7 protein-coding genes and 4 pseudogenes are annotated in these 12,166 nt (G+C 53.3%); 6 read left to right on the forward strand and 5 right to left on the reverse strand.

Annotated features, from left to right (window positions below; translation table 11 throughout):
* Window positions 1-12: 12 nt before the first annotated feature.
* The 3 genes and pseudogenes from AC07W0_RS10340 to AC07W0_RS10350 form a co-directional block, all read right to left on the reverse strand.
* Entirely contained in the window at window positions 13-870 is an 858-nt protein-coding gene (locus AC07W0_RS10340; RefSeq protein ID WP_025214367.1) for a c-type cytochrome, read from the reverse strand.
* A 669-nt stretch (window positions 871-1,539) separates the two neighbouring features.
* On the reverse strand, window positions 1,540-1,890 hold the full coding sequence (locus AC07W0_RS10345) for a hypothetical protein (RefSeq protein WP_034114485.1): 351 nt from the start codon (window positions 1,888-1,890) through the stop codon (window positions 1,540-1,542).
* Window positions 1,891-2,256: 366 nt separating this feature from the next.
* Window positions 2,257-2,406 (reverse strand): annotated as a pseudogene (locus AC07W0_RS10350) (DUF488 family protein); the annotation flags it as partial.
* A gap of 495 nt (window positions 2,407-2,901) precedes the next feature.
* Here AC07W0_RS10350 and AC07W0_RS10355 point away from each other — a divergent pair.
* Window positions 2,902-3,329 (forward strand): annotated as a pseudogene (locus AC07W0_RS10355) (regulatory protein NosR); the annotation flags it as partial.
* A 377-nt stretch (window positions 3,330-3,706) separates the two neighbouring features.
* Here AC07W0_RS10355 and AC07W0_RS10360 read toward each other — a convergent pair.
* Window positions 3,707-4,054 carry a hypothetical protein gene (locus AC07W0_RS10360; protein WP_102617427.1) on the reverse strand — a complete coding sequence of 116 codons (348 nt, stop codon included), beginning with the start codon at window positions 4,052-4,054 and terminating at the stop codon, window positions 3,707-3,709.
* A gap of 198 nt (window positions 4,055-4,252) precedes the next feature.
* Here AC07W0_RS10360 and AC07W0_RS10365 point away from each other — a divergent pair, with 198 nt between their 5' ends.
* Window positions 4,253-5,455 carry a cytochrome P450 gene (locus tag AC07W0_RS10365; protein WP_014338858.1) on the forward strand — a complete coding sequence of 401 codons (1,203 nt, stop codon included), beginning with the start codon at window positions 4,253-4,255 and terminating at the stop codon, window positions 5,453-5,455.
* 123 nt (window positions 5,456-5,578) lie between these two features.
* On the opposite strand, the gene norR is transcribed toward AC07W0_RS10365, so the two are convergent.
* Window positions 5,579-7,102 carry a nitric oxide reductase transcriptional regulator NorR gene (gene norR, locus AC07W0_RS10370; RefSeq protein ID WP_102617426.1) on the reverse strand — a complete coding sequence of 508 codons (1,524 nt, stop codon included), beginning with the start codon at window positions 7,100-7,102 and terminating at the stop codon, window positions 5,579-5,581.
* 156 nt (window positions 7,103-7,258) lie between these two features.
* Here norR and norV point away from each other — a divergent pair, with 156 nt between their 5' ends.
* The 4 genes and pseudogenes from norV to AC07W0_RS10390 all read left to right on the forward strand — a co-directional run.
* Complete coding sequence (gene norV, locus AC07W0_RS10375) at window positions 7,259-8,701, forward strand: anaerobic nitric oxide reductase flavorubredoxin (protein WP_095021390.1); 1,443 nt, start codon at window positions 7,259-7,261, stop codon at window positions 8,699-8,701.
* Window positions 8,698-9,831, forward strand: a complete 1,134-nt coding sequence (gene norW / locus AC07W0_RS10380; RefSeq protein ID WP_025214355.1) for an NADH:flavorubredoxin reductase NorW — start codon at window positions 8,698-8,700, stop codon at window positions 9,829-9,831. Before norV ends, norW begins: the two co-directional genes overlap by 4 nt.
* A gap of 972 nt (window positions 9,832-10,803) precedes the next feature.
* Window positions 10,804-11,328, forward strand: a pseudogene (locus AC07W0_RS10385) (tyrosine-type recombinase/integrase); the annotation flags it as partial.
* 434 nt (window positions 11,329-11,762) lie between these two features.
* A pseudogene (locus AC07W0_RS10390) lies at window positions 11,763-12,161 on the forward strand (IS21 family transposase); the annotation flags it as partial.
* Window positions 12,162-12,166: the final 5 nt, after the last annotated feature.

Consider the following 12,166-nt stretch of genomic DNA (forward strand, 5'->3'; position numbering starts at 1 on the left):
CATCCCCTTTGATTACTGGAACGACGCCAGATAGGCGACCAGTTGATCGATCTGTTCGGGCGTTAGCGATTTGGCGAAGGTGTCCGGCATGAAAGACATGCCATTGGCGGAATACATGTCGCCCGGATGCAGGTACGCGCTTGGCGTGACGATGGATTCGCGGATGAAGCCTTCGACGTCCTTGGCCTTGCCCTTGTAGTCAGGCGAGGCAATGACCTGTTTGGCCCGAGCAGCCAACCCGGCCAGTGTCGGTCCGGCGAGATTGACTCCCGGTGCAATCGAATGACAAGCGCTGCACACCGGTGTGGCCGTGGTTCGAAACAGCGCCTCGCCCAGGGCGATCGGGTCTTCCTTGTCGGACACCGGGCGTGCGGCGGGTGGCTGGTTGCCACCGGCGACATTCTGTTGCGCAACGGTGAGGTCCATGCCGGGAATCGACGTGCCGGTCACCAGGATCGGCCGCGGCGGCCAGCCTTGATTGTCGACCTTGCTCACCCAATCCATAAAGGCGATCAACGCCGCGATTTCTTCGTCGTTGAGTTTTAGGTTCGGCATCAACCGGCGATGACGTTGCTCGTCATAAAACTTTGAGGGGTCTTTGAGGAACGCGGTGAGATAGGGGGTGCCGCGCTGCTGGGTGATTTTCGTAAGGTCCGGAGCGTAATACGCGCCTTCACCAAACAACGTATGGCAATTGATGCAATTGTATTCATGCCATACATCCTTGCCGCGAGTGACTTCTGGCGTGATCTGTTGAGCGTTGGTCAATTTTGGAAACTGCCGGTGACTATCAACCGTCATGCCAAGAAACACAATGGCGGCGATGGCCGTCGATATCAGCGCGAACGAGCGTGTCTGGCGTTTGTTCATTGCGAACTCCCTAGACGCCGATACCCGTCCAATAGGTGATGCCGATAACGCTGGCATAAACGACCGCGCTGGCCATCAGCACGAGCACGGCATAGCTGACTATCTTCAAAGCTTTTTGCACGGCTGCATCCCGAGTAGAAAGTGCAGTTGGAAAGTTCTTGGAAAAGCGCTCTGCCGGTTGGGTATTATTAACGATACCAAGCGCTGCATATTTGAGTGTGGTGGTTCAAGTTGTGAGAATGAATGATCTTGAGGGTAGTAGGCTTTGCATGGCTGTCAAGAAATTCTATGAAATTTTAACAAGTCGTAGTGACGGATACATAGAAGAAATTGAAATAATCAGGTGAAGCAAATGATCAGCATATCTCTATTGAGGGCGGAGGCGCATGGCATTCAGTCATGGTCAACCGTAAGCTCGATGGCTTCATGATATTTTGAGATCGGTATTTCGTCTCTTTTCATGATCCGGGATTCAAATTTCCGATCTAGATAGAGTCGATCGAGTAATCAAGGGCGGCGCAGCTCGAAAAAGTCCGAACGGTGGGAATCCATTTAGGAATCTGATCAAACATCGAATCGTTAATGATAGATATCAAAAACGACTTAAAAAGGCCCACAAGCGGGCCTAAAAAGGGGGGGCTATTAGTCGCATGAAACTGTTCCGGCTTCTTACTCCTCAACTGCCACCAGTCGCGCACCTTTACGCGTGACCTGCTGCCCGACTTCAAATCTGGCATTGGGTGAGCGCACTGTACTAGTCTCACCTTGTGTGTTTTTTACTTGATAAGCGGTTTCAGATTTACCAATCCCTGTTTGCACCGCACTGCCTGCGAAAAAACCGCCAGCTGCGCCGACTAATGCACCAATCGGCCCCCCTACCGCGCCAACCATCATTCCGGTCAAGGCGCCGAAACCCTTGCCGGCAGTTGTGTCGGGGACTTCACGGATTATCTGGTCTGCCAGGCATAGCGGAGACAGTAGAGTACACAGGGTAAAACTGAGCGCGATTGAACGAGTCATGACATTGTCCCTTTGGGGTTTGCGTTAAGTTCAATACTCAATACACAAAACGGGCCAAGAATTTTATTCAACAATATCAATTAGTTAAGTATTTGAATGGTCATTACGACCTAGTCCGGAAAGGGTCATAATGACAAAACAATAGTCAATATGACTTCTCGACTGGTGGCTTATTCGGCGCCAGCTTACGGGACAGACGGTGAAGCGCCGCTAATAGACAATCCACCTCCTGAGAAGGTGCGACGCATCGGCGCGGGCAACAAGGGAGCAGCAGTAGAACTGCAATCATGGCGGCTACCGAGATTCCAGAGTTGTCGGGTGCCGAATCAGTCTGCCTTCAAAGCCGAGCTCTTGCCTTGGAAAAAGCTAGTAATCAAAGAGAGGGTAGTCCGCTACGATTCTGCGATGACAACGCCACCAGACGGCCTCCCACATAGGATCGCATCGCTGGTCCTGACTGAGTTCTTGCAAACGCAAAAAAGCCTGTTCAAATTCTTCGGACGATGCATGGTCGCCATAGTTATGAAAACGTTATCTGATCCAGAGTCCATTAGTGTGGGCGCGGTTCGGATATGTAAGTTGCTGCAACTTGAATATTGCCTCGGTCCAACAATACCAAAAGTGCTAACTATGACAATGAACATCGGGGGGTTGGCGCGGAAATTTCGGTCATGGTCAATAAATAATTTATTCAAATCTGTATTTTAGACGAAAGGCGATAAAATCAGGCATGAATACCTGTCAGGAGAGGTTTTCGTGCAATGACGAAAAATATATCGACCTGTTGGAAGATGACTATTTATCTACTGGATAATCTCTTAAATAAATATTGAACCACGGGTGCTGATAATTGGCTTGACCCGTTTATAGAATATGATTGCTATTTTCGTGAGTAAGGGGGAGTGTTGATCACATAATTCAGTTAAGAGCGATTGAGCATAACCGTTACTCGACGGGTGTTTTTTCAGAGGTCGATCGCTCAGCGAACCCATGCGTGCTTCCAAACTCCCAATGCCCGGTGTCCGGCGGCCATTTCACTATGGGCTGATTATTTTGTTGTGCTTGGTGTTCGATGGTTTTTTCGGATTACAGGCGAAGGACTATGGCGGGTTCGAGCAGCAGCGTGTAGAAACCATATTTCCCGGTAGCGATGGACTTTCCGAGCCTGACGGCGAGTTTAAGGTTCGCACCATGCGCACCGGCAAAGAGGTGCTCGGTTACGTGTTTCAGAGTCAGAACGTGGTAGATATTCCGGCTTACTCGGGCAACCGATCAACATGCAGGTCATCCTCGATACCCACGGCGTCATCCAGGATGCCTACGTGCTGGAGCACCATGAGCCGATTTTGCTGATCGGCATTCCCGTGGAAAAGCTTCATGCCTTCGATGCCAAATACAAAGGGGTCAAGGCCGACCGAAGGGTGGTCGTTGGCCGGTCCCGTGTGGTTAATTGCCGCCCGTGGATAATTAACTGATGCTTGCTAAGTGTGTCGTGTTCGCAACTCCCGGGGTTGAGCGCTGATTATTTATCTTCATGGCTCTTCCTTTAAGTTGTGTTGTGTAAGTCGCTAAAATATATTGAATTAAAATAGGGCGTGGAGGGTATGCTGGACGTCAGCAAAGCCCTGTGTACGCTCGGCACTATATCCGCGGTGATTGAATTAAAATAGCTTCTCGAAAGAAAGAAAACATCATTGAGGTATGGCTTTGCTGAAATGATTGATGTTCTGACGATGAGGAGCTCGGAGTCAATCGTATCACCACCCACCTGCCACCCTATTCCTCCCGTAGGATTGAGGGCCCTGGTCATTTGGGGTTAAAAAGGGAGCAGCAGGGGGTAGGCAATGGCATTAAGATGACCTAGGAAGAGAAAACCCGAAACCAATACCGCGTTGATCGACCACGCCACTGTGAGGAAACGAGCGATCTGACCGTAGAGGGGGTCACGGACATTATCCGCATTGCGCCATACAGCATTGAGCATGCAAGCGGCGTAGGCCACGAAACCCAGCAGCATCAGACCAAACAGGGAGGGGGCAACCTTGTTGAAGGCGACCAGGATCAGGCCAAATAGTACATTGCTGAGCACTACGCCGTAGAGCCAGAACACCACCCACAACGCAGTGCTACCCTGCGAGTTTAACCTGTGCTGAAGCTTACTCATCACGTCTCCCTGGCCAGCTAGTGACCCGATTTTCCCTACAAGCCCGTGCAGACTTCACCCGGATGATGCCGACGTAATGGACGTCGTGCATGGTTTCAGTCTAGCGGGCTTTTCGGACATGTCCCGACCGAGTGCGGCTAGCTCGACTAACCTTGCTACCTTTTCCAGATTCACTTGGACGGGTTTATGGAGTAAACGATGGACGAGAAATCACTACCTGATTGGGATCCGAGGTCAGAAGCTGTGTTAAAGGATCAGACGACAGCCTACGACGACATGCGCCGCCGTTGCCCGGTCGCATACAGTCAATATGGCTATACGTCCTTGTTCAGGCATGAGGATGTGCTGCGCGTACTTAAGGATCATGAATCCTTCAGTAATGCGGTCTCGCGTTTTCCCTCTGTTCCCAATGGCATGGATCCGCCCGAGCATACGGTGTACCGGAACCTCATCGAGCCTTATTTCAGCCCGGAGCATATGGATGCTTTTGCCCCGGTGTGCCGGGATATAGCTGTTCGTTTGGTGCGGGCGTTACCGGATGAAGGCCCTTCGGAACTGATAGGGGAATTTGCTCAAATCTTTGCGTTGCGGATCCAGTGTGCCTGGCTGGGCTGGCCGGCTGATCTTCATGAACCGCTGCGCCTGTGGACACTGAAGAATCACGCGGCCACGCTGGCCAGAGACGACGCTGACCTGGCCGCCGTGGCCCTCGAGTTTGACGGTTATATCAAGGATTTGCTGGAGGTGCGCCGTACGGCCGGCGCTGCTGCGCCGAATGACATCACGACCATCTTGCTACGCGATCAGTCCTTGGGAAGGACTCTGACAGACGATGAAATCGTCAGCATTTTACGCAACTGGACGGTCGGCGAACTCGGAACCATTTCCGCTTCAGTCGGCATTCTCGCGCATTATTTGGCCATCAACTCCGAATGGCAGCAGCAATTACGCGAACAACCCGCTCTGCTACCTGCCGCCATCGATGAAATACTGCGTATTCATGCACCGCTGATTATGAACCGTCGGGTGACTACGAAACAGGTCATGCTGGGCGGGCGCACGCAGGCAAAGGGGGCGCGTATCGCCCTCAACTGGGCGTCGGCCAATCGGGACGAAGCGGTTTTTGGAGATCCCGATGAAATGCGCCTCGATCGCGATCCCGAGCTGAACCTGCTCTATGGTGCCGGCATTCATGTCTGCCCCGGTGCACCGCTTGCAAGACTGGAACTACGGATCGTGATGGAAGAGCTGCTGGGCCGCACCAGTCGGATTGCACTAGCGATGGATAAGGAACCAGTGAACGCGTTTTTCCCTGCTAGCGGGTTTTCTTCTCTACCCCTGCGGATTCAAAAACCGTCTTCCCAAGCTTTGGGAGCCTGCCTGCCCCCCGAGATCCCATGATCTCCAGACAGTCCTTTAATGCTGGATGGCTTGGCGGCGGGACCGACGGCCTTGACTGACTGCAATCGGCCAGTCGATCAATGCTTGGTTCTGGTTGAATTGAGCCCTGATCGGCCGTGAGTGTTATTTCAAACCAAGCCGCTTCGCCAGTCGGTGCAGGTTAGCTACGTCCATATCCAGCATTCGAGCACAGGCAGACCATTTCCTTGCGCAATTATTCAGCGTGTTATCAATCAGCTGACGCTGGAAGTCATCCGTCGCATCCCGCAGGCCCTGTTCAACGCCGAGGAAAGATACATCCAGAGCAACAGGCGGCGCTACCATCTGCTCGGGTACTTGATTGAAATGCTGTGCTTCAAGCAGCAGCTCGTCACTTTGCTGGGTCGCGCGAGCAATGATCGTCGCCCGATAAACAGCGTGCTCCAGTTCGCGAACGTTTCCTGGCCACGTGTACTGCTTGAGCAACGACAGACAGTTGGCAGCCAAAGCCACCCGTTTCAATCCCATGCGTTCCCGGCTCTGCTCGCAGAAAAAACCCGCTAGCAACGTGATGTCCTGATCACGCTCACGCAGTGGTGGTACATGCACAGGGAATACGCTTAAACGGTGGAACAGGTCTGCACGGAACCGATTGTTCAACACCTCCTGCTTCAGATCACGATTGGTCGCGGCAAGCACCCGTACGTTGACCCGCAAGACGTTATCGTCACCAACCCGTTGCAGGTCGCCGTATTGCAGTACCCGCAACAGTTTTGCTTGCAGATTCAATGACAGTTCACCGATTTCGTCGAGAAACAGTGTGCCGTTATCAGCCATTTCGAACTTGCCGGTGCGATGATGGATTGCACCGGTAAAAGCCCCTTTGACATGGCCGAACAACTCACTTTCAGCCACTGATTCCGGTAGCGCAGCGCAGTTCAGATAAACCACAGACTGACCGGCGCGCGATGAACCTTCATGTATGGCCTTGGCGACCAGTTCTTTGCCGACTCCGGTTTCTCCAGTGATCAAGACGTTCAGGTCGGAACCTGCCACCATTTCGATCTCTCTCTTCAACTGTCGCATGACTTCGCTGAGCCCGACCATTTCGGTGCCGGGTTTGCCCGCCGGGATATTGCTGATGGAGAGAGGCGTAATTGTCTGACTTTCCAGTTGCTCCACCAGCAATGCATTGGCCAAGGCAGCAGAAGCGAGGGCTCCCACAAGTCGCAGCTCTTCGTCGCTGAAGTGATCAAACTGTGCCGGGTCCATGCCATCGATCGTCAACGCACCAATCAGTGTCTGGTCCGCGAACAACGGCAATCCGATGCAGGCATGCACTTTGAGGTCCTGCCGGTTCGGTATCAGTCCGTCATAGGGATCAGGCAAATGACTCTCTGCCGGAAAGCGCACCACGTCACCGGCGCGAGCGATGGCTTCCAGTCGCGGATGTGCATCAAGGCTGAAGCGACGCCCCAGAACATCCGGTGCCAGGCCGTCAATCGCCAGCGGACGGAACTGTCGCTGTTCATAACGCAACAAGGCAGAAGCGTCGCAACCCAGCAATTGGCGCAAGGTATTGATTAGACGTTGAAAGCGATCCTGATGGGAAATGCCGCTTTGCAACTGAATAGCGATGCGCGCCAAGGATTCAACGGACAGACTCATGTTTTGTCACTTTGACAATGATTAGTCATAAAGACAGTAAACGGGTAATGTCATATTGACAATATTTTTTTATTTGTCGTTTAAAATCAATGTCTTATTATCTGGCACGAACATTGCCATCTTCGGTGTAGAAATCATTTTTTACCGAGGTAGGTTATGTCAATTCTCGTCAAGAACAACATCCATTGGGTCGGTCAGCGCGATTGGGAAGTGCGGGACTTTCATGGCACAGAATACAAATGCCACAAAGGTAGCAGTTACAACAGCTATCTGATCCGTGAAGAAAAGACCGTGCTGATTGATACGGTTGATCACAGGTTCAGCCGGGAGTTCATACAGAACCTGGCGATGGAAATCGACCTGAACACGCTGGACTATATCGTCATCAATCATGCCGAAGAGGACCATGCAGGGGCGCTGACAGAACTGATGTCGCTGATCCCGAATACGCCGATCTATTGCACCGCCAATGGCGTGGACTCGATCAACGGTCATCACCATCATCCAGAGTGGGATTTCCACGTCGTACATACCGGCGATACCCTAAATGTCGGCAATGGCAAACAGCTGGTTTTCGTGGAAACTCCGATGCTGCATTGGCCAGACAGCATGATGACGTACATAACCGGCGATGCCGTACTGTTCAGTAACGACGCCTTTGGCCAACATTACTGCGACGAACACCTGTTTAATGATGAAGTGGATCAAAACGAACTGTTCGATCAGTGCCAACGTTACTACGCCAATATCCTCACGCCATTCAGTCGTCTGGTCATTCCTAAGATTACCGAGATCCTCGGTTTCAATCTGCCGGTCGATATGATTGCCACCGCTCATGGCGTGGTGTGGCGTGATAATCCGACGCAGATTGTGCACCGCTATCTGGAATGGGCGGCGGACTATCAGGAGGACCGCATCACATTGTTCTACGACACCATGTCGAATAACACCCGCATGATGGCCGATGCCATCGCACAAGGCATTCACGAAGTTGATCCGGGTGTGGCGGTGAAGATTTTCAACGTCTCGCGCCACGACAAGAATGAGATTCTGACCAACGTGTTCCGCTCAAAAGGTGTTCTGGTGGGCTCGTCCACCATGAACAACGTCATGATGCCGAAAGTCGCCGCCCTGCTGGAGGAAATAACCGGGCTGCGTTTTCGTAACAAAAAGGCTTCGGCGTTTGGCAGTTACGGCTGGAATGGTGGGGCGGTAGACCGCATTCAGACACGCTTGATGGACGCTGGTTTTGAAACCACATTGACGCTCAAAGCCAAGTGGCGGCCAGACGGTGACTCGCTTGAGGTTTGCCGAGCTCATGGCCGTGAAATCGCTCGGCAATGGGCGCTGCAACCATCGACGCAAGCACAAGTCGCACGATCTGCCGCAGCCACAACTGCCCAGGCAGAACCAATCGCGGACAACGGCCCGCGCATGCAGTGCAGTGTCTGCCAATGGATTTACGACCCGGCGATCGGGGAACCAATGCAGGATGTGCAGGCCGATACGGCCTGGTGTGATGTGCCTGATTACTTCCTGTGCCCGGAATGTTCACTGGGTAAATCGGTATTCGATGAGCTTGCTTCGGAGGCGAAATGAACAAGGAAATCGTCATTGTGGGCTCCGGCTTCGCTGCTCGTCAGGTGGTCAAGAACTTGCGCAGGCTCGATGCAGCGGTGCCCATTCGGCTGATTGCTGCAGACAGTTGCGATGAGTACAACAAGCCCGACCTGAGTCACGTCATCAGTCTCAATCAGACAGCGGACGACATGACTCGTCAGTCTGCGGCGGAGTTTGCCGAGATGTATCGGTTAACCCTGAATGCTGGTTGCCAGCTGACTGCAATTGATCGTGAAAACAAGCGTGTCAGCGCCGGCAGTGAGGCGTTCAGCTACGACAAACTGATTCTTGCCACGGGTGCGCAAGCCATCGTTCCGCCAATTCCCGGACGGGAGTGGATGGTGACTTTGAATAGTCAGCAAGAATACCGTCATGCACAACACGCTCTGAGAGCGGCAGAGCGCGTACTGATTCTGGGAGCCGGCTTGATTGGCAGTGAACTGGCAATGGATGTCAATCGTGCCGGAAAGCAAGTGGTACTGATGGATAAGTCCTGCAGCCTGCTGGCATCGTTGCTGCCTGTTGAGGTGAGTAGCCGCTTGCAGCATCGGTTATGCCAGATGGGGGTGGAAATGGTGTTCAACCAGGCTTTGGAATCCATTGAAAAGAGAGACGATAGCCTGTTGGCGACTTTGTCCAATGGCCGGCAAATCACCACCGATGTGATCATTGCCTCAATCGGATTGAAACCTGATACGACGTTAGCGGCGCAGGCTGGCCTACGGGTTGATCGTGGCATTGAAGTTGATGAACGCATGTGCACCTCTGACCCACACATATTTGCCGTTGGCGATTGCGCGCAAATCCAGGGCAAGCTGCTGCCGTTTCTACAACCCATTCAGTTAAGCGCCATGACCCTGGCGAGTAATGTGCTGGGTGGCGATGAGCAAGTGAAGTTCCCGGCGATGCTGGTGAAGATCAAGACCCCGGAAATGCCGCTGCACCTGGCCGGAGAAACCAACCGGAAGGACTTGCAATGGCAGATCAACCTTGAGGCACAGGGGCTGGTAGCCAAAGGGCTGGACATGGCAGGGCAGCTGCGGGCGTTTGTCGTCAGTGAAGACCAAATGAAGCAGGCCTTTACATTACTACGGCAACTCTCGTTGTAAATAAAATTGGCAGGGCTCACCCGGATCGACCAATCGCGCTGAGTGTTTTGTTCTTCCTAGACTTATTATCGACGTCAAGTCTGCAATCGCCAGATCGGCTTTGAGTAATTGACGTTAGACCGTCTTGCCGAACAAAAGCCGGACTTGTGTGATCGCGACTTGTATATCATGCAACCGGCCTTGACCTGCGTTGGCATGGTTTACTATCAAGAGTTCCCGAGCAAAATGCAGCTGTACCGCTTGATGTGGGCCTCGTCAGCCTTCGAAAACAGGAGAGCACAGTTCTAGGCCTAGGCTAGGCCGAACGGGTTGCGTTTCGTGCCGGGGGTGGCAGAAGGCGCGGATGGAGCAGCAGGTTCTTGTTTGGTTCGGTGGGTTCCGAGTTTCATCATCACCCTAGCCGCTCAATTCCTCAATCGTTGAGCCAGCGCAGCGCCATAAAGTTCTGTGTACTCATCGAACACGAGCCGCGCCCACTGGTTTTGGGAATGTATTGAGGTTGGGCGCGGTCAGGCGTTGCATCATGTTATTTACCGTTCTGGTAGGCTCACCGTTCGTAACGGCGGCGCGCGTTCGTCCAATTGGCTACGGATGTAATCCAGTAGCGCAGCTTGGAATAAACCCCTTTTTGACCGTTGAAGTACTTTAAAAACAAGTCCAAAATTAAGTCTTTTCCTGCTCCGGCAAGAAAAGAAACCCCTTATATTTCAATGGGTCGGACGCCAGATACGAGTCTCGTTTCCCGCTCCAAACATAGCGCTACAGAGTTCCACTGAATTCTGTCAGCGATCGAAACAAGGACCTTCGGGTCCTTTTTTCGTTCCGGCGGGAACCACTGAAATCCAGCACTATCCGGTGCGTTTAAGTCCAGGATTAAGTCCAGGATTCTGACGCGTACGGAATCGGTTTGTTGCTGGAGCAGTTAGCGTATCGAGATGAGCATCTGGCCCTGACTCTGTTCAGGAGCTCGCGATGGCACTCTCAGAAATGGCAGTTCGACACGCCCGAATCAGCGGTAATGACTACACCCTCGGTGACAGTGATGGTCTCGCACTCAATGTTTCGGCTAGCGGTGGAAAGGTCTGGCTTTTCCGATACTACTGGACGGGCAAGCAGAAGCGCATGTCCTTAGGTTGTTACCCGCAAATCAGCCTCAAAGAAGCGCGTACCCGTCGTGATGAAGCGCGTGCCTTGGTTGCCCAGGGCATCAATCCCTATGAGCACCGTAAACAGCAACGCCGTGCTGTTCGTAGCGCGGCAGAGCATACCTTCGAAGCGGTGTTCAATCAGTGGGTCGAATTCCGCAGTCTGAGCCTGAAGGAAGGCCGTCAGAGCACACTCTCGCAAATCTTAAGAACCTTCAGTAAAGATATCCTGCCATTCCTTGGTGGGCGGTCGATCTATGATATTAATCGCCACGATCTGCTGGATGTACTGAGTCGGGTCGAACAGCGCAAGGCATTAACAACTGCCGAAAAGTGTCGGTGCGGATTCCACGCGCATTTGGACACCCATTCCACGAACACTTGGACAGCGATTCCACGCTGACTTGGACACTCATTCCACGGCCACTTGGACACTGACTCCACGAGCACTTGGACAGTGATTTCTCACTGATCCGACCCACGCTCAGGCAGGCGGCAACGCAGGACTATTCACTACCATCGGCCTCTTTTATCGAAGCGAAGAGGTCGTCGTGGAGCGTATATCCATGCGTAAAATCCGAGAGGTACTACGCCTAAAGTTCGACGCCGGCCTGTCCGTGCGCAAGATCGCCGCCAGCCTGCGCATCAGCAGCGGCAGTGCCGGCAATTACCTGCACCGTTTCAACGCTTGCGGGCTGACTTGGCCGACATCATTGTCGGACGCCGAGCTGGAGCGATGCCTGTTTCCGCCAGCACCAACAGTTCCCAGCGATCAAAGGCCGATGCCACCTGCGCTCGCCGCACAAAGGCCGCCACACTACCCACACCGAGCACATGCCCAAAAGTCACCGCGAGCACGCCGAATGGACACCGCAACGGCTGATCCGCTGGGCAGAGCAAACCGGGCCGAACACGGCTGGCGTTATCGCCTACATCCTCGAACGCCGAATCCATCCGCAACACGGCTTCCGCGCCTGCCTGGGGATCCTGCGCCTGAGCAAACAGCACGGCGAAGCGCGGCTGGAAGCCGCGTGCCAGCGTGCGCTGGCACTGGGCGCATGCAGTTACAAGAGCCTGGAATCGATCCTGCGCCAAGGGCTGGAACGCCTGCCGCTGGCTCAGCAAAACCTGCCGCTGCTGCCCGACGAGCACATCAACCTGCGTGGCCCCGGCTACTACCACTGACCTGA

It is taken from the genome of Pseudomonas sp. GW704-F2 (assembly GCF_059423025.1).